Source organism: Sciscionella marina DSM 45152, from assembly GCF_000379465.1.
Lineage (GTDB): Bacteria > Actinomycetota > Actinomycetes > Mycobacteriales > Pseudonocardiaceae > Sciscionella > Sciscionella marina.
Genome location: NZ_KB905383.1, coordinates 124,014 through 146,602, shown reverse-complemented (window position 1 = coordinate 146,602; position 22,589 = coordinate 124,014). Strand labels below are relative to the sequence as shown.

General features: G+C 67.5%; 23 protein-coding genes and 1 tRNA gene. 9 read left to right on the top strand and 15 right to left on the bottom strand.

Annotated elements, in window-relative coordinates; genetic code table 11:
* Positions 1-72 precede the first annotated feature (72 nt).
* Complete coding sequence (locus A37U_RS0111885) at positions 73-1,239, bottom strand: hypothetical protein (RefSeq protein ID WP_020496866.1); 1,167 nt, start codon at positions 1,237-1,239, stop codon at positions 73-75.
* Positions 1,240-1,341: 102 nt separating this feature from the next.
* Positions 1,342-1,746, bottom strand: coding sequence for a VOC family protein (locus A37U_RS0111880; protein ID WP_026197123.1), 405 nt, complete (start codon positions 1,744-1,746; stop codon positions 1,342-1,344).
* Positions 1,747-1,841: 95 nt separating this feature from the next.
* Here A37U_RS0111880 and A37U_RS0111875 point away from each other — a divergent pair, with 95 nt between their 5' ends.
* From A37U_RS0111875 to A37U_RS43255, 3 genes are all read left to right on the top strand, one after another.
* A complete protein-coding gene (locus tag A37U_RS0111875; protein ID WP_020496864.1) occupies positions 1,842-3,107 on the top strand; it encodes an aspartate kinase in 1,266 nt (421 codons plus the stop codon).
* A gap of 3 nt (positions 3,108-3,110) precedes the next feature.
* Positions 3,111-4,163: an aspartate-semialdehyde dehydrogenase gene (locus A37U_RS0111870; RefSeq protein ID WP_020496863.1), complete on the top strand. Its 1,053-nt coding sequence runs from the start codon at positions 3,111-3,113 to the stop codon at positions 4,161-4,163.
* Positions 4,164-4,461: 298 nt separating this feature from the next.
* A complete protein-coding gene (locus tag A37U_RS43255) occupies positions 4,462-5,001 on the top strand; it encodes a hypothetical protein (protein ID WP_020496862.1) in 540 nt (179 codons plus the stop codon).
* Here A37U_RS43255 and A37U_RS0111860 read toward each other — a convergent pair.
* From A37U_RS0111860 to A37U_RS0111825, 8 genes are all read right to left on the bottom strand, one after another.
* The gene (locus A37U_RS0111860) at positions 4,988-6,028 is read right to left on the bottom strand and encodes an ABC transporter ATP-binding protein (protein ID WP_020496861.1); all 1,041 of its coding nucleotides are present in this window, start codon (positions 6,026-6,028) and stop codon (positions 4,988-4,990) included. The two genes, A37U_RS43255 and A37U_RS0111860, sit on opposite strands and share 14 nt — an antisense overlap.
* The gene (locus A37U_RS0111855) at positions 6,025-7,008 is read right to left on the bottom strand and encodes an ABC transporter ATP-binding protein (RefSeq protein ID WP_020496860.1); all 984 of its coding nucleotides are present in this window, start codon (positions 7,006-7,008) and stop codon (positions 6,025-6,027) included. Before A37U_RS0111855 ends, A37U_RS0111860 begins: the two co-directional genes overlap by 4 nt.
* Before the next feature lie 6 nt (positions 7,009-7,014).
* Positions 7,015-7,950, bottom strand: a complete 936-nt coding sequence (locus A37U_RS0111850; protein ID WP_020496859.1) for an ABC transporter permease — start codon at positions 7,948-7,950, stop codon at positions 7,015-7,017.
* Between the two features lie 13 nt (positions 7,951-7,963).
* On the bottom strand, positions 7,964-8,971 hold the full coding sequence (locus A37U_RS0111845; protein ID WP_026197122.1) for an ABC transporter permease: 1,008 nt from the start codon (positions 8,969-8,971) through the stop codon (positions 7,964-7,966).
* A 3-nt stretch (positions 8,972-8,974) separates the two neighbouring features.
* Complete coding sequence (locus A37U_RS0111840; protein ID WP_040587418.1) at positions 8,975-10,645, bottom strand: ABC transporter substrate-binding protein; 1,671 nt, start codon at positions 10,643-10,645, stop codon at positions 8,975-8,977.
* Positions 10,646-10,858: 213 nt separating this feature from the next.
* Positions 10,859-11,449 carry a uridine kinase family protein gene (locus A37U_RS0111835; protein WP_020496856.1) on the bottom strand — a complete coding sequence of 197 codons (591 nt, stop codon included), beginning with the start codon at positions 11,447-11,449 and terminating at the stop codon, positions 10,859-10,861.
* Positions 11,446-12,042: a recombination mediator RecR gene (recR, locus tag A37U_RS0111830; RefSeq protein WP_020496855.1), complete on the bottom strand. Its 597-nt coding sequence runs from the start codon at positions 12,040-12,042 to the stop codon at positions 11,446-11,448. The genes A37U_RS0111835 and recR overlap by 4 nt, the downstream gene beginning before the upstream one ends.
* Positions 12,043-12,044: 2 nt before the next feature.
* Positions 12,045-12,389 (bottom strand): YbaB/EbfC family nucleoid-associated protein, encoded by a 345-nt coding sequence (locus A37U_RS0111825; protein WP_020496854.1) that lies wholly within the window; start codon positions 12,387-12,389, stop codon positions 12,045-12,047.
* Between the two features lie 84 nt (positions 12,390-12,473).
* Here A37U_RS0111825 and A37U_RS0111820 point away from each other — a divergent pair, with 84 nt between their 5' ends.
* Both A37U_RS0111820 and A37U_RS0111815 read left to right on the top strand, forming a co-directional pair.
* Entirely contained in the window at positions 12,474-13,313 is an 840-nt protein-coding gene (locus A37U_RS0111820; protein ID WP_020496853.1) for an N-acetylmuramoyl-L-alanine amidase, read from the top strand.
* Complete coding sequence (locus A37U_RS0111815; protein ID WP_020496852.1) at positions 13,314-15,092, top strand: S9 family peptidase; 1,779 nt, start codon at positions 13,314-13,316, stop codon at positions 15,090-15,092.
* Here A37U_RS0111815 and A37U_RS0111810 read toward each other — a convergent pair whose 3' ends face one another.
* The 3 genes from A37U_RS0111810 to A37U_RS0111800 form a co-directional block, all read right to left on the bottom strand.
* Positions 15,093-15,431, bottom strand: coding sequence for an MmcQ/YjbR family DNA-binding protein (locus A37U_RS0111810; protein ID WP_026197120.1), 339 nt, complete (start codon positions 15,429-15,431; stop codon positions 15,093-15,095).
* A gap of 180 nt (positions 15,432-15,611) precedes the next feature.
* Positions 15,612-15,687 (bottom strand) — tRNA-Gly (locus A37U_RS0111805).
* A 50-nt stretch (positions 15,688-15,737) separates the two neighbouring features.
* On the bottom strand, positions 15,738-16,142 hold the full coding sequence (locus tag A37U_RS0111800; RefSeq protein WP_020496850.1) for a DUF7674 family protein: 405 nt from the start codon (positions 16,140-16,142) through the stop codon (positions 15,738-15,740).
* A 208-nt stretch (positions 16,143-16,350) separates the two neighbouring features.
* Here A37U_RS0111800 and A37U_RS48245 point away from each other — a divergent pair, with 208 nt between their 5' ends.
* The 4 genes from A37U_RS48245 to A37U_RS0111780 all read left to right on the top strand — a co-directional run bounded on the left by A37U_RS48245 (position 16,351) and on the right by A37U_RS0111780 (position 20,808).
* Positions 16,351-18,015 (top strand): sigma-70 family RNA polymerase sigma factor, encoded by a 1,665-nt coding sequence (locus A37U_RS48245; RefSeq protein ID WP_051111615.1) that lies wholly within the window; start codon positions 16,351-16,353, stop codon positions 18,013-18,015.
* A gap of 139 nt (positions 18,016-18,154) precedes the next feature.
* The gene (locus tag A37U_RS0111790; protein WP_020496849.1) at positions 18,155-18,595 is read left to right on the top strand and encodes a hypothetical protein; all 441 of its coding nucleotides are present in this window, start codon (positions 18,155-18,157) and stop codon (positions 18,593-18,595) included.
* A gap of 67 nt (positions 18,596-18,662) precedes the next feature.
* Positions 18,663-19,526, top strand: coding sequence for an Fpg/Nei family DNA glycosylase (locus A37U_RS0111785; protein ID WP_020496848.1), 864 nt, complete (start codon positions 18,663-18,665; stop codon positions 19,524-19,526).
* 28 nt (positions 19,527-19,554) lie between these two features.
* Positions 19,555-20,808, top strand: coding sequence for a GAF domain-containing sensor histidine kinase (locus A37U_RS0111780; RefSeq protein ID WP_020496847.1), 1,254 nt, complete (start codon positions 19,555-19,557; stop codon positions 20,806-20,808).
* 25 nt (positions 20,809-20,833) lie between these two features.
* Here the strand turns inward: A37U_RS0111780 and A37U_RS0111775 are convergent, their stop codons facing one another.
* Positions 20,834-21,457, bottom strand: a complete 624-nt coding sequence (locus tag A37U_RS0111775; RefSeq protein ID WP_020496846.1) for a pyridoxamine 5'-phosphate oxidase family protein — start codon at positions 21,455-21,457, stop codon at positions 20,834-20,836.
* 100 nt (positions 21,458-21,557) lie between these two features.
* On the bottom strand, positions 21,558-22,505 hold the full coding sequence (locus tag A37U_RS0111770; protein WP_026197119.1) for an aldo/keto reductase: 948 nt from the start codon (positions 22,503-22,505) through the stop codon (positions 21,558-21,560).
* Positions 22,506-22,589: the final 84 nt, after the last annotated feature.

The following is a 22,589-nucleotide window of genomic DNA, read 5'->3' as shown; positions in this document are numbered from 1 at the left end:
TGTCGGTTCTCACCAACACAACCACATGGCTGTGTCTTTGGTTCGCCTCGCAAGCTCGGCTCACGACACTCCTCAGATCGCGTAGGGCCAGACGTTGAGGGCATAGGCGCCGAGCCATCCGGAGGCCAGCAGCAGCCCGAGCACGGTGCAGATCACGGTGGGCCTGCTGCGCTTGGCCAGGCCCACCGCGACCGGGATGAGCAGCACGAACGCGGGCAGCAGCAGCCGGGCCCGCGCGCCCATGAGCCCGTTCATACCCAGGTCCATCACCAGGATCCCGGCCGCGTACACGAGCAGTGGCCAGGGCAGCCGCCGATGGATCGCGACCGCGAACAGCACCAGCGCGGCCAGGGCGAGCCCGACGGTGATCACCTCGAAGGCATTGCGCGGGGTGGTCAGCGCGGTGATGGCGAACCGCACCCCGGAGACACCCCAGTCGAAGTAGGTGTCCCAGCCCATCCGCTGCAGCATCGGGTACCCGAACACCGAACCCATCCGCGCACCGACATAGGCCGCGTACCCGACCACGCCGATCGGGGCGAGCAGGCCGCCGAGCCAGATACGCCAGTTCCGCGGCGAACGGGTCACCCCGGCAAGGGCCGCGAGCATCACCGCGGCGGCGAGGGCGAGCCCGGAGGGCCGGACCAGTCCGGCGAACGAGCAGAGCAGCCCGGCGAGTATCCACTGCCTGCGCAGCAGGAAGACAAGGGACCACACCGCGAGGGCGCAGAACATCGCCTCGGCGTAGGCCATGGAGAACACGATGGACATGGGCATCGCGCCGACCAGGGCGACAAGCAGCATGCCGATGGTGCGCGAACCGTGCTTGGGCAGCGCTTCACCGAGCCGTAGCAGTCCGTAGGCGAGCCCGACCCCGGAGGCCAGCGAAACGAGCAGGCCCGCGCCCAGCAGCCCGACCCCGGGCAGGTAGTTCAGCAGGTGCACCAGCGAGGGGTAGCCGGGGAAGAACGCGATCGGGGTCTCCGGGCTGCGCATCCCGTGCGCGTCGGTGAGGTACCCGGGAACCCCGGCGTACCCGCCCGCCGCGATGCCCAGGTACCACTGGCCGTCCCATTTGGTGAGCGCGTTCGGCACCGAGCCGGGGGCGAACAGCCCGAGCAGCAGCACCCCGGCCGCGCGGAACAGCAGGTAGAGCAGCGCGGGAGCGGCGAGGTGACAGACGCGCCGCAGGGTGTCGCTCGCCGGGGCGTTCGCTTCCGTATCGGCCGCTGCGTCCACTCGCCTTCCCTCCGCTGATTACGCCTTCGGCCCGTCAGGCTAACGCGCAGTCACGAAAGCCCGCCTCCCCACGCTCGATTGTGACACCGCGGGCCACACCTCTCAGGCGAACGCGCTGGGCACGAGCACCACCCGCCAGCCGTCCGGGTCCTCGAACGCCAGCGCACTGTGCTCGGCCCACCACGGATTGTCCAGTTCCACCGGCCGGTGCCCCGCGTGCTCGAGTCTGCCGGACACCTCGTCCCGGCTCGGCGCGTCGGGGAAATAGAGCACGAGCAGGTGCTCCCCGCTCGGCGCCTCCCCTGGGCTGCCCGCCACGTGGGAGGTGAACTCGAGGTGATAGTCGACACCCGGCAAACCGATACCGACCACTTCGTAACCGACGTCCGCATTCCGGAACAGCACCGGGAGACCGAGCGTTCCGGAATAGAATTCCACCACGTCAGCGAGCTTGTCGGTGGGCCGCGCGATCCGGACCTGAGCCACCGGCCATTGTTCAGTACCCATAAAACCGAGGCTAGAACCTCAAGCTTGGTCGAGGTCAATGGAGCAGGTAGGCTCTCCGCCGAGGACGTAACCGACTTCGTGGAGGTATCGCCGTCGTGGCGCTCGTCGTGCAGAAGTACGGCGGTTCATCGCTGGAAAGCGCGGATCGCATCAAACGGGTCGCCGATCGGATCGTCGCCACGAAGAAGCAGGGCAACTCCGTGGTCGCGGTCTGCTCGGCGATGGGTGACACCACCGATGAGCTGCTCGACCTCGCCCAGGAGGTCAACCCGGTCCCGCCGGAGCGCGAGATGGACATGTTGCTCACCGCGGGTGAGCGCATCTCGAACGCGCTCGTGGCCATGGCGATCAGCGCGAAGGGTGCCGAGGCGTGGTCGTTCACCGGATCCCAGGCGGGCGTGATCACCACATCGGTGCACGGCAACGCGCGGATCGTCGAGGTGACTCCCGGCCGGGTGACCGAGGCACTGGACAACGGCTACATCGCGCTCGTGGCCGGATTCCAGGGCGTCTCCCAGGACACCAAGAACGTCACCACGCTCGGCCGGGGCGGCTCGGACACCACCGCGGTCGCGATCGCCGCGGCACTCGATGCGGATGTGTGCGAGATCTACTCCGATGTGGACGGCGTCTACACCGCGGATCCGCGCATCGTGCCGAACGCGCGCCGGCTGGAGACCGTGCCCTATGAGGAGATGCTCGAACTGGCCGCGTCCGGTTCGAAAATCCTGCACCTGCGCTCGGTCGAGTACGCCCGCAGGTACGGCATCCCGCTGCACGTCCGCTCGTCGTACAGCACCAAACCCGGAACCATCGTCACCGGATCCGTCGAGGAGATCCCCGTGGAACAGGCACTGATCACCGGAGTCGCGCACGACAACTCGGAGGCCAAGGTCACCGTGACCGGGGTGCCCGACCACGCGGGCATCGCGGCGAGCATCTTCCGCATCGTCGCGGACAACGAGATCGACATCGACATGGTGCTGCAGAACGTGTCCAGCACCTCGAGCGGTCGCACCGACATCACCTTCACCCTGTCCAAGGCCAACGGCCCGAAGGCGGTCACGGCGCTGGAGAAGGCGCGCGATGAACTCGGCTTCGGCCAGGTGCTCTACGACGACCACGTCGGGAAGGTCTCCCTGGTCGGCGCGGGCATGCGCTCGCACCCGGGCGTCACCGCCACCTTCTGCGAGGCGCTCGCGAAGGCCGGGGTGAACATCGAGATCATCAACACCTCGGAGATCCGGATCTCCGTACTCATCCGCGACTCGCAGCTCGACGACGCGGTGCGTGCGATCCACGAGGCATTCGAACTCGGCGGCGAGGAAGAGGCCGTCGTCTACGCGGGAAGCGGGCGGTAAGTCATGGCGCCAGTACTGGCACTCGTCGGCGCGACCGGTGCCGTCGGTTCGGTCATGATCGACATCATCAACGAGCGGGAATCCGTTCCCTGGGGCGAGATCCGGCTCATCGCCTCGGCGCGCTCGGCGGGCAAGAAGCTGACCGTCCGGGGCACCGAGCAGACCGTCGTGGAGCTCGCCCCGGAGGCCTTCGACGGCGTCGACATCGCGATGTTCGACGTGCCCGACGAGATCTCCGCGCAGTGGGCGCCGGTCGCCGCCGAGCGCGGCGCCATCGCGGTGGACAACTCCGGAGCCTTCCGGATGGACGCCGATGTCCCGCTCGTGGTGCCCGAGGTCAACGTGGACAAGATCGGCGAACGCCCGCGCGGCATCATCGCCAACCCGAACTGCACCACCCTGTCCATGATGGCCGCGCTCGGCGCACTGCACCGGGAGTTCGGGCTCACCGAACTGGTCGTTGCCTCGTACCAGGCGGTTTCCGGCGCGGGCAAGGAAGGTGTGGACCGGCTCTACGCCGAACTCGAAGCCGTGGCCGGCAAGGGGCTCGGCGTGCGCGCCGGGGATGTGCGCGAAGCGGTCGCCGGGCTCGGTGCCGACTCGCCGTTCCCCGCCCCGCTCGCGCTCAACGTGGTGCCCTCGGCCGGTTCCTACAAGGGCGACGGCTGGTATTCCGAGGAACTCAAGGTCCGCAACGAGGCCCGCAAGATCCTCGGCATCCCCGACCTCAAGGTCTCCGCGACCTGCGTCCGGGTTCCCGTGGTCACCACGCATTCCCTCGCCGTGCACGCCAGCTTCGCGAGTGCGGTCACCGTCGAGCAGGCGCACAAGGTGTTCGAGGCCCAGCCCTCGATCGTGCTCGTCGACGATCCCGAACAGCAGCGGTTCCCCACCCCCGCGGATGTGGTCGGCGAGGACCCGACCTACGTCGGCCGGGTCCGCCAGGCGCTGGACTTCCCCAACACACTCGACTTCTTCGTGTGCGGGGACAATCTGCGCAAGGGTGCCGCGCTGAACACCTACGAGATCGCCGAGGCCCTCGCCCCGACCGTCTGAGGAACTTCGGCGGCCGGATCCGCTGGCCGCCCGGCTCGACTGGCAGAACTCCGTCCTGCTCGGTGGTAACCTCACCACCGGGGTCCGCCGCGTCACGGTTCATTCGCCCTCGGAACACAACGGACACTCTTCGGATTCGACCGCTTACCGGACCCCTCCGATCGTTCTCCCACCAGCGGGGGACTGGGCGGAATTCGGCTGCCTAATCCTGAACACCCCTGTACTCACCTGGTTCCGCCGTTTAGCGTCCACATCGGACAGTCGCGGGGACTGTCGGGACTGACACAAGGGAGTGCTGATGAGGGCAAGCATCCGAACCGGGGCCGTCGGCCTCGGAGCAGCGGCGGCGATCGCGTTGTCCGGACAGTTCGGTTTCGCGGCCACGACTCCGTCGAACCCGCTCGAACCGGGGACGCATGTCCCGGCGACGATGCTGAAGCTGACGAGTTGCGATTCGATCCCGCCCGATTACGACAGATCGGTGGCCGAGACGGTGTACGACACCGCGGTCGGCCGGGACGTGGACGACCGCGTCATGCTTTCCACCTTCGAGACCGCCTGGGTCGAGTCGCACGTGAACAATCTGCCCTGTGGGGACGCCGATTCGCTCGGCGTGTTCCAGCAGCGGCCGAGCGCGGGCTGGGGCACCCCGGAGCAGGTCCAGGATCCGGTCTACGCCACCAATGCCTATCTCGACCAGGCCATCACGAACGCAGCGAACAACCCCGGCTGGTCCGCGGGTCAGGTCGCGCAGAGCGTGCAGCGTTCGGCCTACCCGGACCGCTACGACCAGAACGAGGACAAGGCGCGCGAGATCATCGGCGCTATGCAGAGCTGACCGAGTCCTGCACGGGAACCACGTGCGGAACGATCTCGCCCGCGGCGATCTCCTTCGCATAGTGGCAGGCGACCCGGTGTCCCGGGGCGAACTCGACCAGTTCGGGACGTTCCTCGGCGCACCGGGTCTCTTGGCGCCACGGGCACCGGGTGTGGAAGCGGCAACCGGGCGGCGGAGCCGAAGGTGAGGGCAGGTCACCGGTGAGCAGGATCTGCTCGCGACTGTCCTCGGTGACCGGATCGGGCACCGGAATCGCGGACAACAGCGCCTTCGTGTACGGGTGCAGGGGTTCCCGGTACAGCTGCTCCGAGGTGGTCTCCTCGACGACCCCGCCGAGATACATCACCCCGATCCGGTCCGAGATATGCCGCACCACGGCCAGATCGTGCGCGATCACCAGATAGGTCAGTCCGAACTCCCGCTGCAGATCGTCGAGCAGGTTGATCACCTGCGCCTGCACCGAGACATCGAGCGCGGAAACGGGTTCGTCCGCGATGATCACGTCCGGATCGAGCGCGAGCGCGCGGGCGATGCCGATGCGCTGGCGCTGCCCGCCGGAGAACTCGTGCGGGTATTTGCGCAGGGCGTTCGCCCCGAGCCCGACCGCGTCCAGCAGTTCGCGCAGTCGCCGCGCCGTCGCCGCCTTGTCCGTGGCGAGGTCGTGCGCGCGCATGCCCTCAGTGAGCAGCGCCTCCACCGACTGCCGTGGGTCCAAAGAGGACAGCGGATCCTGGAAGATCATCTGCAGCCTGCGGCGGAACCGGCGCAGCGGTTCGGCGGCCAGGCTGCCCAGATCCGTGCCATCCACCGTGGTCGTGCCCGCGGTCGGCTCGACAAGGCGCAGCATCGCCCGCCCGAGGGTGGATTTCCCGCAACCGGATTCCCCGACAAGACCGTAGGTCTCGCCGCGCTCGATGGACAGGCTCACCCCGTCCACCGCGTACACGTGACCGATCGTCCGGTCGAAGAAAACCCCTTGTCTGATGGGAAAATGGACTTTCAGGTCATCGACCTCGACCAAACTCATGCCTCCCCCTTCACCAGTGCGACCGGGTTGTGGCAGCGCAGCAGCCGCCCCTCGGTGTCGATCAGCTCCGGCGCGGTCTCGGTGCACACCCCGATCTCGTTCGAGCACCGGGGCGCGAAAGCACAACCGCCGGACCACGGGATGTTGTCGCCGACCGAACCGGTGATCGGATGCAGCCGCTCACCGCGCGGGGCATCGAGCCGCGGGATGGAGGCGAGCAGTCCGTTCGTATAGGGATGCCGTGGCGCGGCGAACAGTTCGTGCCGCTCCCCGCGCTCTACCACCCGGCCCGCGTAGAGCACGTTGACCTCATCGCAGAGCCCGGCGACCACCCCGAGATCGTGGGTGATCATGATCAGCGCGGTATCGGTTCCGGCGACGAGTTGCCGCAGCAGCGCGAGAATCTGTGCCTGGATGGTCACGTCCAGCGCCGTCGTCGGTTCGTCGGCGATCAGCAGTTTCGGTTGGCACGCCAGGGCGATCGCGATCAGGGCACGCTGGCGCATCCCGCCGGAGAGCTGGTGCGGGTACTCACCGACGCGCCGGTGCGGATCCGGGATGCCGACCTGGTCCAGCAGTTCGGCGGCCTTGGCCAACGCCGCCTTGCGCTTGAGCCCTTCGTGGCGCTCCAGCACCTCGGCGACCTGCACTCCGATGGTCACCACCGGATTGAGCGAGGTGAGCGGATCCTGGAACACCATGGCCAGATCGCTTCCCCGCCGATCGCGCAGCTGCCTGTCACTGAGCGAAAGCAGCTCGGTGCCCGCGAACCGCACCGAACCACTGACCCTGTTTCCGCGCTTGGGCAGCAGACCCATGATCGCCAGCGAGGTGACCGATTTCCCGCAGCCGGATTCCCCGACGAGGCCGACGGTCTGGCCCGGTTCCACGGTGAACGAGACCTTGTCCACCGCGGTGAACGGCCGCTCGCCTTTCTGGGCGAAGGTGACGGTGAGATCCTCGACTTCGAGCAGCGACACCGGGAATCACCTCCTGTTCTTGGGATCGAGCGCGTCCCGCGCGGACTCGCCCATCAACGTGAACCCGAGCGCGACGACCACGATCGCGCAGGCGGGCCAGAACGCGAGATCCGCGTGCCCGCTGGTGATGTACTGCTGGGCATTGGAGAGCATCTGCCCCCATTCCGGGCTGTCGTCGTTCGGATTACCGAGGCCGAGGAAGGAAAGCCCGGCCGCGTCGATGATCGAGGTGGCGAGCACGATGGTCGCCTGTACGAACACCGGGCCGAGCGAGTTCGGCAGCATGTGCCGGAACACGATCCCGCTGCGTTTCACCCCGAGCGCGCGCGCCGCGAGCACGTGATCGCTGGCCCGCTGCGCCAGCATGGTGCCACGCAACAACCTGGCGAACACCGGGATCTGCACGATCGCCACCGCCACGATCACGGTGAACTGGTTGGCCTGCAGGAAAAGCGCGCTGATCGTCACCGCGAGCAGCAGGTTCGGGATGGACAGCAGCACGTCCACGAACCGCATCACGGTCGTGTCCACCCATCCCGCGGTCGCACCGGCGAGCGTGCCGAGGATCAGTCCGCCGGTCAGCCCGATCAGCGTGGCGAGCACCCCGACCAGCAGCGTCTGCTGCGAGCCGACGAGCAGGCGGGAGAACAGATCCCGGCCGAGCTGATCGCCGCCGAGCAGATAACTGCCCTGTGGCGGGGCGAACTGGTTCCGCGCGCGCACCGTCTGCTTGATCAGCTCCGGGATCTGCGTGGCCGGATCGTGCGGGGCAAGCAGCGGAGAAAACAGCGCGATCAGTACGAACAGTGCCGTGATCACCGCGCCGGTGAGGAAGACCGGACTGCGCCGCAGCCGCCGGAACGCCGAGGCGGCGAGGCTCATCCCCTCGGTGCTGGTCGAGGCGAGCGCGTCGACCCGGTCTTTCTTCCGTGTCAGTACCATCTTCGCCCTCCCCTCACCTGTTCCTGATTCGTGGATCGATGTAGGCATAGGAAAGATCGACGATCAGATTCACCACCACGTACACCAGCGCGGCCGCGATGATCAGCAGTTGCAGCAGCGGATAGTCCTTGCGCTGGAACGCCGTCGCGAGCGCGTCGCCGACTCCGGGATAGGCGAACACCCGCTCGGTGAGCACCGCGCCGGCCAGTAACTGTCCTATTTGGATACCGATCGTCGTCACCACGGGCAGCATCGCGTTGCGCAGGATATGGCGCCGCCGGATGATCGGGATCCGCAGACCCTTCGATTCGGCCGTGCGCACGAAATCCTCCTGCTGCACGTCGAGCACCGCAGCCCTGGTGATCCGGAAGATCACCGCGAACGGGATCGTGGCCAGCGCCACCGCGGGCAGGATCAGGTGCTCCAGCGCGTTCCATGCGGCATCCCACTCCTGGGTCAGGATCCCGTCCAGGATGAAGAATCCGGTGATCCGCGTGGCATCGATCGCGTCCTGGCGCCCCGCCGAGGGCAGGATCCCGGCCTTCACCGCGAACAGGTACTTCAGCAGGAACGCCAGGAAGAACACCGGGACCGCGACCCCGAGCAGCGAACCGCCGATCGAGAGGTTGTCCCAGATACCGCCACGGCGCCGTGCGGCGATGTAGCCGAGCGGAATGCCGAACAGGATCGCCAGGATGATCGCGACCACGCTGAGCTCCAGCGTCGCCGGAAAGCGCTGCACGAGAATCTGCATCGCGCTGCTTCCCGGCTGCACGGCGGTCGACTGACCGAAGTCACCGCGTACCGCCCGGCCGAGAAAATCGAAGTACTGCAGGAAAACCGGCCGATCGAGACCGAGTGTCCTGGTCAGCTCGGCACGTGCGGCCGGGGTGGCCCGGTCCCCGAGCAGTGCGGAGACCGGGCCGCCCGGCAGCGAACGCAACCAGGCGAACAGCAGTATCGAGAGCACGAACAACACGACGACCATTTGTCCAAGTCGTCGAACGGTATAACGAAGCACGAATCAGCTTCCGCTCTTCTCCACCAGCTCGAATTTCTCATTGGAGAGCGGGCTCGGAACCAGTCCCTTGATATTGTCCTTGACCGCGATGTACGAGGGCGCGGACACGATCGGGACCGCGGGCAGGTAATCCTTCTGGATCTGTCCGTTCAGCTCCTGGTACCCCTGCTCCCGCGCCGCCTTGTCCGCGGTCGCATCGAGCTGCTTGACCCGTTCGGAAAGCGAGGCACCCCAAGGGGAAGCCGCCGCATAGAACCGGTTGGTCGGGGTGTTGAAGAACTGCGAGAAGAAATTGTCCGCGTTGTTGAAATCGCCGTTCCAGCCCATCAGGAAGAGGTCAGGCTTGTGGCCCTCGACATCGTCGAGATAGCCGCCGTTCCACGGCTCACTCTTCTCGACTACCTTGATGCCGACCTTTTCCAGATCACCCTTCATCGCGGTGAACTGATCGCGCGGGCTCGGCAGATACGGCCGGGTCACCTCGCTCGGCCAGTAGAAATTCACCGTCAGGCCTTCCGCGCCCGCTTCCTTGAGCAGCTGCTTGGCCTTGTTCGGATCGTAGTTGTATTCGGGGACGTTCGGATTGAATCCCGCGATGCTCGGCGGCAGCATTTCCTTCGCCACCACAGCCTTGTCCGGATACTGCGATTTCACCAGCTGCGGACGGTTGATTGCATAGGCGATGGCCTGGCGGACCTTGAGATCGCGCAGCTTCGGGTTGTTCTTCTGGTCGATGCCCAGATACATGATGTTGAACGGTTCCCGCTCGAGCAGCTTGTTCCCCTGATCGCGCAGGGACTGATAATCCTGCGGCTGCGGCAGATCGTAGCCGTCGATCTCGCCTGCCTGCAGCGCCTGCCGGGTGCCCGCGGTGTCCTTGTAGATCTTGAACACGATCTTGGCGAGTTTCGGTTTCTCGCCCCAGTAGTTGTCGTTGCGCACCAGCTCGACCGTGCCGTTGGCCTGGTCGTACTTACCGAACTTGAACGGGCCCGTTCCGGTGGGATGTTTGGTCGCGTAGTCCGGATAGACGAAGCTGTCGCCCTCGGCTTTCACGTCGTTGGCGTGGTATTTGTCCATCGCGGTCGGGCTCTGGATCGCCCAGGACGCTAGGCCGAGAATATCGGGCATCTTCGAAGACGCCTTGGTCAGTTTCAGCGCCATCCGGGTCGGGCTCTTGACCTCGCACCCCGCGTACAGCGAAGGCTGCTTCTTGTCCGCGAATCCGCCGAAGTTGTCGTTCCAGTACTGGGATACCGCGTTCGAGGTGCCCGCGCCCTTCTGGTTGTACATCCGCTCGAAGTTCTTGCAGACCGCGGTCGCGTCCATCGCGGTGCCGTCGGTGAACTTCACGTTCTTGCGCAGATTGAACGACCAGGTCTTACCGCCGTCGCTGGGCTGCCAGTCGGTGGCCAGTCCCGGCTCGACCTGGCTGGTGCCCGTCTTGAACTCGACCAGATTGTCGAACATCTGCTCAGTGATCCGGAACGTCTCGCCGTCGGTCGCGTAGAACGGGTCGAACAGTTTCGGCGCGCTCGCCTGACCGAAATTCAGGGTCGCGCCGTTGTCCCCGCCGCTTCCCCGTTCGGACTGCGCACAGCCGGAGACCACGAGCAGTACCGCGCCCGCCGTCCCGGCCGCGGCAACCCAGCGGCGCTTCCTGTCCATCTGCATGTGTACCCCTTTGAACACAAGGCTGGATCGCAGTACGTGTTCGTACCTTGATGGCGCACTGTAATGCCTGAAGCCGTTTCCGGGATCGGGTCGCCGGTTACGATCCGGATACACGGCCCCGAATATCTGCGCAGCGCACACGGGGTATCACGCGATGAGGTCACCCTCGGTCAACTGTGAATGCGGAATTCATGAGACCCCATACAGTTACCCTCAGTGTTTGTTTGGTCCTTGTGTGCGGAAATGTTGGTTCTCACCAACACAAGCACGCACAACCAGATCGGCGCGGGATTCGGGGCGGTCCACGGCGAACCATCCGGTCTCGGTGCGCTGCCAGGCGGCAAGGTTGGCGCGCTGGTCCTCCCCGTCGCGGCCCACTGAACGGTCGAGGCGCTGCTCCGGGGTGCCGTAACTGATCCACACGGTGAGGCTGACCCGGTCGGCGACGGCGCGCCGGGCCGCGGAGACGCCCTCGAGAATCAGGGTCTCCGGTACCTCGACGGTGCGCCACCGCCCGGGAAAGGGCGCGCCCTCGTTCCATTCCACGCACTGGTACCCACCGGGAACGCCCTGGCGCAGCGGTTCGAGCACGCCTTCGCGCAGCCGCGGCCACCAGGCGAAGGGCTCGTCCCAGGTGGCGAAGTCGTCGGTGGACACGAGCACGCAGCCGAGCAGTTCCCGCAGCCGGGTGGCGAACACGGTCTTGCCCGAGCCCGATGGCCCGTCGATGACCACGAGCCGGGTACCACCGAGCCGGGCAGGGGCGGCCCGCACCGCGGCCGCGGCCTGTTCGAGCTCAGTCACACCGCACGGCGGCCGGTGAAGGCGCGGCCGAGGGTGAGCTCATCGGCGAACTCGAGGTCCCCGCCCATCGGGAGACCGGAAGCGAGCCGGGTGACGCTCAGCCCGGGGAAATCGCGCAACATGCGCACCAGGTAGGTGGCCGTGGCCTCGCCCTCGGTGTTCGGATCGGTCGCGATGATCACCTCGGTGATCTCGTCCCTGCCGATCCTGCCGAGCAGTTCCTTGATCCGCAGCTGATCGGGCCCGACCCCGGAGAGCGGATCGAGCGCGCCGCCGAGCACGTGATAGCGCCCCTTGAACTCCCTGGTGCGCTCGATCGCGAGCACATCCTTGGGTTCCTCCACGACACAGACCAGCAGCGGATCACGGCGCGCATCGCCGCAGATCCGGCAGGTCGTGTCGGCCGCGACGTTGCCGCAGATCTCGCAGAACCGCACGCCCTTCGCGACCTGCTGCAGCGCCGTGATCAGCCGGTTGATGTCCGCGGCATCGGTGGCGAGCAGGTGGAAGGCGATGCGCTGGGCGCTCTTCGGCCCGACCCCGGGAAGGGCGCCGAGCTCATCGATCAGGTCCTGGACCGGTCCTTCGTACACCGCTACATGCCCGGGAGGCCGAGCCCGCCACCGAGTTCGCCGAGCCCACCGGCGACGGGTCCGAGCTTCTCCTCGGTGAGCTTCTGCGCGCTCGCGTTCGCGTCCCGCACCGCGGCGACCACGAGATCGGCGAGCGTCTCGGTGTCTTCCGGGTCGACGACCTTCGGATCGATGGACAACGATTTCAGTTCGCCAGAACCGCTGACGGTCGCGCTGACCATTCCGCCACCAGCGGTCCCGGTGACCTCGCTGTTGGCGAGTTCTTCCTGCGCGGCGAGCATCTGCTGCTGCATCTGCTGTGCCTGCGCGAGCAAGCCCTGCATGTTGCCGGGCATCTGACCGTCCATGCCGGCTCCTTTCGTCGGCGGAGCGCGCCTGTCTTGCGCGCGTCTTCCAGGGTAGTCGTCCTCGGCCGTGGCAACGTGTACGGCGTGTCGAAACCGATCCGACCTGCGCTGCTCGCCGCCCTGGGGACCGCACTGCTGCTCAGCGCGTGCGGCACGACCGGGGACAAGGCCGCCCCGAGCAGTCCGGCGCCCACCCCGAGTCCCGCGCCGTCGAGCATGAGTTCGCCCGCCCCGAGCAGCAGTGCACCGCCGAGCGCGGCGCGACAGCCGCAGCGGGTCGTGGTACTCGATCCGGGGCACAACGGGGGCAATGCCGAGCACCCGGAACAGATCAACCGCAAGGTGCCCGCGGGCCGCGGCGTAACCAAGCCCTGCAACACCACGGGAACCTCGACCAATGGCGGTTATCCGGAGCACGCCTTCACCTGGGACCTCGCCGCCAAGATCCGCGCGAGCCTGGCCGCGAAGGGGGTGCGCGTGGTGCTCACCCGCGATTCGGATTCCGGGATCGGGCCGTGCGTGAACGAACGCGCGGCGGTCGGCAACAAGGCCCATGCCGATGCGGTGGTCTCCCTGCACGCGGATGGCGCGAACTCGGCGAAGGCGCACGGGTTCCACGTCTCCTACCCCTCCCCGCCGCTGAACGCCGAACAGGGCGAACCGTCCGCGCGCCTGGCCGGTTCGGTGCGCGATGCCATGCGCGGGGACGGCCTCGCCACCTCCACCTATCTCGGCGAGAACGGGATCTACCCGCGCAAGGATCTCGGCGGACTGAACCTGTCCACCCGCCCCTCCGTGCTCGTCGAGTGCGGGAACATGCGCAACACCAGTGATTCCGCCACCTTCACATCCGGGGCGGGGCGGCAGCACTACGCCGATGCGATCACCGCAGGCATCCTCACCTACCTCGACAAGGACGACTGAATGCTCCCCGAACTACTCGAACTGACCACCTGGCGCGCCTTCGACGTGCACGCGGACGGGCAGGTACTCGCCGGGCACGACGAATCGGGGACCACGCAGCTGGTCGAGATCGGCACCGACGGCACGGTGCGCAAGCTGACCGCGCTCGACGGGGCGTGCAGCGGGCGGTACATCCCCGGCACGGACACGGTGCTGGTCAGCCACGACACCGGAGGCAATGAACGGGCGCAGATTTCCCGGCTGCACCTGGGTTCGAACCCACTTCCGTCCACAATGGACGACCTGGAGGCCGTAGTACGCGATCCGTCCTATATTCACGGCATCGGCGAGGTCACCGGGGCACGCATGGTGTACCGCACCAACCGGCGCAACGGGGTGGACTTCGACATCGTGGTGCACGAACTGGCCACGGGCACCGAATCGGTGGTCTACGACGGTGGCGGCTGGGCCGCGGATCCCGCCGTGCACACCGATGGCCGCAGGGTCGCACTCACCAGGCCGGGCAAGTACGCGATGTCCGATCAGCTGCTGCTGGCCGCCGGCGGCGAGGTCACCGAACTGACCGGGGAACTCGAGCGGGCGCAGTACCACACCGTGCACTGGGTCGGCGATTCCCTCGTACTCACCACGAATCGGGACCGCGAGTTCACCGGGATCGCACGCTACACCCCGGAAACCGGAGCCTGGCAGTGGCTGGCCACCGATGACACGCACGATGTGACCGGCTGGCCGTCCCCGGACGGCAGGCTGCTTCTGGTGCACACCAATGTGGGCGGGGTGTCCCGGCTCGCCGTGCACGATGCGGACGGCAACCCGCTGCGCGAGGTCCCGATTCCCGATGGCTGGCTGCTCTTCCCGCTCCCCGAACCGGTGTGGGCGGCGGATTCGCGTTCGGTGGCGATCACCCTTTCCGGTCCGGAGATTCCCGGGGATGTGCTCGTGGTGGACGCGGAGAGCGGGGCCACGCGCGCGGTCACCGATTCCGCCGCCGCGCTGCGCGGGCTCGCCGAGCTCTCGGTGCCGGACACCCACTGGGTTCCGGGCGCGGGCGGGGAGATCCCGTGTTACGTGTACCGGCCGTCCGCGACCGCGGAACCACTGTCCGGCGCGGCCGTGCTGCTCATCCACGGCGGACCGGAGGGGCAGTCGGCGATCAACTTCAACCCGATCGTCCAGGGTCTCGCCGCGGCCGGATTCACGGTGCTGGTGCCGAACGTGCGCGGTTCGGTCGGTTACGGGAAGGCCTGGTACTCCGCCGATGATGTGCGCGCCAGGATGAACTCCGTCGATGATCTGGCCGCGTTACACGCCTGGCTGCCGAGCCTGGGACTCGACCGGGCCGCGTTGTGGGGCGGTTCCTACGGCGGGTACATGGTGCTCGCCGGTCTGGCGTTCCAACCGGAACTGTGGTCGGCCGGGGTGGACATCGTCGGGATGTCCTCGCTGGTCACTTTCCTGGAGAACACCTCGGTGTACCGGCGCGCGCAACGGGAGCGCGAGTACGGAACGCTGGCCGAGGACCGGGAATTCCTCGAATCCATCTCACCGCTGTCCCGGATCGCCGACATCCGGGCACCGCTGTTCGTCATCCACGGCGCGAACGATCCGCGGGTCCCGCTCTCCGAGGCCGAGCAGCTGCACGCCGAGCTCGAACACCGCGGGATCGCCTGCGAGCTGTGCGTGTATGCCGATGAGGGGCACGGACTGGCGAAACGGGTGAACCGGCTGGACGCCTATCCGCGGGCGCTCGAGTTCCTCACCGCGCACCTCGGCCGTTGATCAGCCCGCGTCGAACCGCTCGCGCAGACGGTTCGGCGCGCGCAGCCGCCAGGCCTCGGTGAGCAGTTCGGTGAGGTGTTCCTTGTCGATCCTGGCAAGATCCACGACCACCATCGAGGAGTTGCGATAGTGCTCCGGGACCGAGAAGGTCTCCGGATCCTCCTGGGGCAGGGCGAGCTTGTCCTCCGGGCTGACCAGGCAGGCGAGGCCATGCCACTCCTCCCGGTACACGGCGAAGATCTTGTCCCGCACCCGGAAACACGGCATCCCATAGGCCGCCCGCTCGGTAGCCTCCGGCAACCCGAGCGCAACCCCCCGAACCCCCTCCAAAGAGACCACGAAAACCTCCGCCGAACCCCACCACACTGATTCCACAACACACCGCACCGCGGGGCAAAGCCCAAACTCCACGTTGGTTCCGGCACCACCCGCACCGCGGGGGTGTGGGGGCTCGGCCCCCACAAATCATGGCGAAAGAGTAAAGCCCCAGGCATCCCCGGGGCATGACTATCCGAACTCTGGAGCGGACGACGGGACTCGAACCCGCGACCCTCACCTTGGCAAGGTGATGCGCTACCAGCTGCGCTACGTCCGCATTGCCCCGTCAGCATAGCGGGGCCGACAACCCTCGCCGCGGGCGGGGCGTCATCCGAGCAGTTGGTCCACCTCGGCGAGCCGCTCCACGGGAAGTCGCCATTCCCAGAGCGGGCGCACGCGCTCGGCTATCCGGTCCGGGAGCCGTTCGGCGATCTCGTGGCGCAGTTCCCAGTCGTCGAAGAGATGTTCGTAGAAACTGACGATCGCGGCGTCGGCGAGGAATCGCCGCGGCTGGTCCAGGCACCACTTGGCGAAACCGTAGGCGCGGTCGAGGGTCTCGGCGTCTGCGTCCCGGTGCGCCTTGCGCACGATGTCGAGCAGTTCGGTGAGGAACACGTGCACCGACCATTCGGCTCCGCAGAGGGACTCGAGCTCCGGGAACGCCGCACGGGCCTCGACACGCCAGTCGACGCCACACTGCGGCTCGTCCTGCGTCGTCGTATTGGCGTTCACGGCAGGGACTGTAACGAGCCCCGGCGGGCCCGACGCGCCCGGCTTGCCGATCGACGCCCAGCTGTGACCAGGCTGATACGACTGGTAAAGGTTTGACTGTTTATTTTTCTCCACTGCCCAGATCGCCGATTCGTGTGGCATGTTTGACGCGATCGGATGATCGCAGGTGGCTCACAAGGCCGTCGGGGATGCGAGGAGGTGGTCGATCGTGCTGCGCTCACCACAGGAGGCAGTCGCGAGAGCACCCGAATCCGTTGTCGATTACACCGAGCTCGACGACGGCGAGTTGCTCGCCCATATGGGGGATGGGGACGAACTCGCCTTCGCGCAGTTGTTCCAGCGGCACGTCGACGCGGTCCGTTCCTATGCGCTGCGCACCTATACCAATTCCCTGGACCCGGACGATCTCGCGGCCGAGGCCTTCTTCCGCGTGCTGCAGGCGGTGCGCAGGGGTTCCGCGCGGATCGAACACCCCCGCGCCTACCTGCTCACGGTGACCCGCAGGGTCGCCATGGAGTGGAGCGCGCGCCACCGGGATGTGCCGGTCACCGATGAGGAGCTCTCCAGCAGGGTCGAGGCGGCCAGCGATCGCAGCACCTCCTCGGTGGAACGCCACCTCATCGCGCGCGCGTTCGCCAACCTGCCCGAACGCTGGCGCAATGTGCTCTGGCGCGTGGAGGTCGAGGGGGAACGCCCCTCCGCGGTCGGCGGGCGCCTTGGGCTCTCCGCGAACGCGACCGCGGCACTGGCCAGGCGCGCCAGGGACGGCCTGCGCGCCGCCTACCTGCAGGCACACCTCGCCGATGCGCGCGGGCCGGTCGACTGCCGCTCGGTCGTGGACAAGCTCGGCGCCTTCACCACCGGTTCGGTGCGCGGATCCGAGCGCCGCAGGATCGTCCACCACCTCGAGGAATGCGATTCCTGCGCCGCGCTGCACGCCGAACTCGCCGATGTGTGCGCCGGACTGCGGGCGCACGCCAGCTACGTCGGACCACTCGTCGGGCTCGGCACCGCGGTCGCCGGGAATACCACCGCCGGATCCTGGCTCGGTCTCGGCGGCAAACTCACCCTGCTCACCGGGCGGATGAAGGCCGCGTTCACCGCAAGCGCGGTCGTCGGGGTCGGCGCCTTCGGACTGGTCGCGAGCGGGATGCTGCACGGGCCGGTCGTGGAATCCGCGCCCGACTACACCGGCGGCCGCGGTGACCAGGTGCTTCCGGTGTGCACCACCTGCATTCCGGGCACCAACGGCCCGGTGCCCAGTCCCACGCCGACAAAGCACGCGCCACCGAACAACGTCCAGGCGCCCGTTCCACACATCCCGCACCAGCGCTCCACGGAACAGAACACTCCGCACACCGTGGGGCATACCGGGCACAACCGGTCGGACACCGATCGCGCCGACACCCGGAACACCCAGGCGAACCGCGAGCAGTCCGCGGAGCACCAGCAGCAAGGGAAACCGCCGCATTCCGCGACGGTCGAGTCCGACAAGGGCGGCCCCCACCTGCAGAGCAGTCACGTCCCCGATTCCACGCTGCCCGGGCAGCAGCATTCCGGGACGCCGGACCCGGACAACTCGACCTTCACCTCCACGTCCCGGGACGAGCCCACCCACTCCTCGACAGGGTCTTCGGAGTACTCCACGCGGTCCTCGGAGTACTCCTATTCGAGCTCTTCCACGGACTCCTCCTCCGAGTCCTCTTCGTCTCATTCCTCCCGTTCACCGTCCTACTCGGAGGATTCCACCGAACCCGAACCCACCCGGTCACTCGGCGACGGCCTGTTCGGTAAAGGATCCGACTCCACACCGAGCCCCCACCGAAAAGGCCTGCTCAACCACGTAGTCGTGGTCGTCATCTCCCTCCCCTAGCAAGACCTGACCGATGCTCGTGCGTGGTTGTGTTGGTGAGAACCAACACTTCCGCGCACGAAGTGGAGTCGCCCGTTCGCGGGCTGGCTCGGGAACCCGGAGCACCGGTAGACTCCCGGCCCGTGGCTTGGAGGCGGCGATGATGCGGCAGGTGCAGGCTCCCGATGGCCGCACCTGGACCGTGCGCAGTGAGGTCAACTGGGTCGCGCCCGCATTGGGCGACGATTTCGAGCACGATGTCGCTCCCGGATACGTGCCCGCCTTCATCCTCGGGCTGATCGTGGCGCTACTGCTCACCGTGCTCATCGCGTGGACCCCGGATCAGGTCGTCGTGCCCAACTGGCTGATCGCGCTGTTCATCGTCGGCGTGCTCGCCATCCCCGCGCGCTGGCTGTGGCAGCGGCCGTGGACCCTCGTCGCCGAGGTGCCCGACGACGACTTCTACGAGCGCCCCGGCGAGCGCTGGGTCGGCACGGTCACCGGACCGCGGCACGCCCGCTCGGAGGCGGTCAAGATCGCCAGGCACATCGCCGACCGCAGCGGCCCGGACCTCGACGGACCACTGCAGATGGTCGACTGACGAAACCAGCCCGGCGCACTAAGCTGACCAGCATGGAACCGGTCGATGAGTTCGTGGGCCCGGACTGATGCCCGAGCTACCGGAGGTCGAAGCGCTCGCGGTCTATCTGCGTGAACACGCACAGGGCCGCACGGTGGAACGGGTCGACATCGCCTCCCTTTCCGCGCTCAAGACGGCCAGCCCACCGTGGACCGAGTTGCACGGCCGGACAGTCAGCGATGCGCGCAGGCACGGGAAGTTCCTCGACCTCGACTGCTCCGGGCTGCACCTGATCGTGCACCTGGCCCGGGCGGGCTGGCTGCGCTGGTCGGAGAAACTTTCCGCCGCGCCACCGAAACCCGGGACCGGACCACTCGCGCTGCGTTGTCACCTGGGCAAACCCGGACAGGGCCCGGGATTCGACCTGACCGAGGCCGGCACCAGGAAGGGTCTCGCCGTCTGGATCGTGGCCGACCCCGCCGAGGTGGAACCGATCTCCCGGCTCGGCCCGGACGCGCTCGAACTCAGCCGCGCCCAGCTCGCCGAGATCCTCACCGGCCAGGGCGGGCGGCTCAAACGCGTGCTCACCGAACAGGGCGTCATCGCCGGAATCGGCAACGCTTACTCCGACGAGATACTGCACGCCGCGAAGCTCTCCCCGTTCGCGACCGCGAACAAACTCGGCGCGGACGCCATCGACCGACTGCACGAGGCGCTGCAGGCCACCCTGACCGACGCCGTCGAACGCTCGGTCGGGCAGAAGGCCGCCACCCTGAAAAGCGAGAAGCGCTCCGGGCTGCGAGTGCACGCGCGCACCGGGATGCCCTGCCCGGTCTGCGGGGACACCGTCCGCGAGGTCTCCTACGCGGACAAGGCCTTTCAGTACTGCGCCACCTGCCAGACCGGCGGGAAACCGCTCGCGGATCGCCGGATGTCACGACTGCTGAAGTAGCCACAACCCGGCGCACTACCATGTGCCCGTGGAGCAACTGCTGCAGAACGGCACGGCGTTCATCCTCGTCGCGATCGTCGCCGTTGTCGCGCTGCTCGTCGTCGCCTATCTGCTGGTCTCCCGGCGCAGGACCATGAAGTCCAGCGTGGACGAGGCCGTGATGGAGGCACTGCAACGGATCACCCGCGCGGCAGCCGACCTGCGCAGAGGACTGTCCGGGGAATCCGCCGATGTGGCCACCCCGCAATTGCGTGAACTGCTCAAATGCGTCGCCGTCGGGGTCGCCGACTCCCAGGGCACATTGCTGTCCTGGGACGGCGAGGCCAACTACCACTACGCGGATGTCGAAGGGCCGATCAACCGGGCCATCCACGGGCACCGCCGCGAGCACGTCGACCACGACCGGCTCGAATGCCCGCACCGCGGCAGCTGCCCGATGCGCTCCGCGGTGATCGTCCCCCTCGTGGTGGAACAGGAGAACGCGGGCGCGCTCGTCGTCGTCGGCGGGGTGACCAGCAGCAAGCGGCTGATCCGGATGGCCGACGAGATCGCGCACTTCATCTGCACCCAGCTCGAACTGGCACGGCTGGAGGAATCCCGCGAACAGCTCGCCTACGCCGAGATCAAGGCACTGCGCGCGCAGATCTCCCCGCACTTCATGTACAACGCGCTCAACACGATCGCCTCACTGATCCGCCGCGACCCCGAACAAGCGCGCGAACTGCTCGAGGACTTCGCCGAGTTCACCCGGTACTCGTTCCGGATGTCGAGCATGTACACCACGCTCGCCGACGAACTGCGCAACATCGACCGCTACCTCACCCTCGAACGCGCCCGCTACGGCCCTCGGCTGGGTACCCGGATCAACATCGCGCCCGAGGTCTTCGGCGTCGCGGTGCCCTTCCTCGTGCTGCAACCGCTCGTGGAGAACGCGGTGCGGCACGGCCTGGCCAAGAAACCGGGCGGGGGCACCGTCACCGTGCTCGCCCAGGACCACGGCAACGACGTGCTCATCACCGTCGAGGACGACGGGGTCGGCATGGATCCCGACCGGCTCACCGCAGACCTCGCCGACGCGCACAAGACCGGCGCCCACGTCGGTATCGGCAACATCAACCAGCGCATGCGCAGCGCCTACGGGGACGAGTACGCGCTCGAACTCGAGACCGCGCCCGGGGAAGGCATGAAGATCATGCTCCGGGTGCCCAAGACCTCCCGCACCATGCGCCCCGCCTTCCCCGACTACAGCGAGCAGGCCTCCGGGGCGTATCACAAGCAGTGACTCAGAGCCCGCAGGAAGGCGTGCTCTAGTACTGGTTGTGCTTGTAGTCGAGGTTCAGCGCGGCCTTGAACACCGCCTCCGGGACCCGGGAATTCGTCTGGCTCTTCGCGATCCGCGCCGCGCTCGGCAGCGACTCCTTCGTCGGCCAGGTTTCCGGATCCCACAGCGAGGAACGCAGGAACGCCTTACCGCAGTGCAGGAACAGCTCCTCGACCTCGATCAGGATCGCCAGCGCGGGCGGCTTGCCCTGTACGGCCATCCGCTCGAAGAACGGGGCCTCGCGGACGAGCCGCGCGCGCCCGTTGAGCCGCAGCGTCTCGCCGACCCCCGGCACCAGGAAAAGCATTCCGACCCGGTCATTGCCCAGGATGTTGCACATACTGTCCAGCCGCCGGTTCCCCTTGCGATCCGGGAGCGCGATCGAGCGCCCGTCCTCGAAGACCAGCACACTGCCCGGCGGATCACCGCGCGGCGACACATCCACGGTGCCGTCCTCGCCGGTCGTGGCGAGCAGACAAAACGGTGAGGCCTCGATGAACCGCCGGGATTCCGCGTCGATCCGCGAGGCCGCCTTGTTCGCGATCGCTTTCGCCGGTTCCGCGACGATCTCCCGCAGTTCCGCCTCCGACCGCACCGGCTCGATACTCATACGCCCTCCAATAAGGCAAGCCTAACCTGGCAAACCCGGTCGTGCGTGGTTGTGTTGGTTCTAACCAACACAACCACGCACAAGCACCCGTTTGACCTGGTCAGACGCCTGGTTGGCAAATCGCGTCGATGGCCGCACAGTCCTCCGGGGTGGGTACCCAGTCCGCGGCGGCGGTGTTGCGCCAGACCTGGTCCACGGTGGTCGCACCGGCGATGACCGAGCCGACCGGGCGCTGTGCGGCGAGCCAGCCGATCGCGACCGTGGTCAGGTCGAGGCCACGGATCGCGGCGAACTCACGCAGCGCCTCGATCCGCCGCCACGGGGCGTTGGCGAGCAGGTCCGGCCGCCCGGCGAGGCGCCACCCGGGACGCGGCGTGACCCCTTCGGCGTATTTACCGGTGAGCAGACCATTCGCGAGCGGGAAGTACGGCAGCAGTCCGAGGTCGAAGCGGCGCGCCGCGGGCAGCAGTTCCCGTTCGGCGGACCGGTCGAGCAGGGAGTAATGGTTCACCGCGGTCACCGGGGTCACGCCGTGCGCCCGGGCCGCGGTCCACACCGCGTCCGCAAGCTGCCATCCGGCGAAGTTCCCGATGCCGAAATACCGGATCTTGCCCGCGCGGACCAGGTCGTCGAGCGCGCCCATGGTCTCCGCGAGCGGGGTCGAGGGGTCCGGGCGATGCAGCTGGTAGAGGTCGATCCAGTCGGTACCGAGCCGGCGCAGTGATCCCTCGACCGCCAGCCGGATATAGCGCCGCGATCCGTGCGCGCCGAAATCCCCCCGGCCCGCCATGCCGAACTTGGTGCCGAGCAGCACCGAATCCCGGACCGGGCCGACCGCATTGCCGAGCAGCTCCTCGGCCCGCCCACGCGGGGAACCGTAGACATCCGCAACATCGAAGTAGGTGATCCCGGATTCGACCGCGGCACGGACGACCGCGGTGGCCCCTTCCTCGGAGCTCGTACCCGTTCCGGGCCGGCCGAGGTTGTCGCACCCGAGTCCGACGGTGGAGACCACCAAACCGGACGTTCCCAGCCGTCGCTGCCGCACGCCCGTACTGTAGTCACTAGTGCGGCAGCCCCATACATCACGTGATCTTGTCGACAACGAGCCCTTTATATCGGTGCGATATGG

Excerpts from the sequence above, each read along its gene's own strand:
- A37U_RS0111880 (WP_026197123.1), bottom strand. The coding sequence starts at position 1,746 with ATGGGTACTGAACAATGGCCGGTGGCTCAGGTCCGGATCGCGCGGCCC.
- A37U_RS0111870 (WP_020496863.1), top strand. The coding sequence starts at position 3,111 with ATGGCGCCAGTACTGGCACTCGTCGGCGCGACCGGTGCCGTCGGTTCG.
- A37U_RS43255 (WP_020496862.1), top strand. The coding sequence starts at position 4,462 with ATGAGGGCAAGCATCCGAACCGGGGCCGTCGGCCTCGGAGCAGCGGCG.
- A37U_RS0111860 (WP_020496861.1), bottom strand. The coding sequence starts at position 6,028 with ATGAGTTTGGTCGAGGTCGATGACCTGAAAGTCCATTTTCCCATCAGA.
- A37U_RS0111850 (WP_020496859.1), bottom strand. The coding sequence starts at position 7,950 with ATGGTACTGACACGGAAGAAAGACCGGGTCGACGCGCTCGCCTCGACC.
- A37U_RS0111840 (WP_040587418.1), bottom strand. The coding sequence starts at position 10,645 with ATGCAGATGGACAGGAAGCGCCGCTGGGTTGCCGCGGCCGGGACGGCG.
- A37U_RS0111825 (WP_020496854.1), bottom strand. The coding sequence starts at position 12,389 with ATGGACGGTCAGATGCCCGGCAACATGCAGGGCTTGCTCGCGCAGGCA.
- A37U_RS0111815 (WP_020496852.1), top strand. The coding sequence starts at position 13,314 with ATGCTCCCCGAACTACTCGAACTGACCACCTGGCGCGCCTTCGACGTG.
- A37U_RS0111790 (WP_020496849.1), top strand. The coding sequence starts at position 18,155 with ATGATGCGGCAGGTGCAGGCTCCCGATGGCCGCACCTGGACCGTGCGC.
- A37U_RS0111785 (WP_020496848.1), top strand. The coding sequence starts at position 18,663 with ATGCCCGAGCTACCGGAGGTCGAAGCGCTCGCGGTCTATCTGCGTGAA.
- A37U_RS0111775 (WP_020496846.1), bottom strand. The coding sequence starts at position 21,457 with ATGAGTATCGAGCCGGTGCGGTCGGAGGCGGAACTGCGGGAGATCGTC.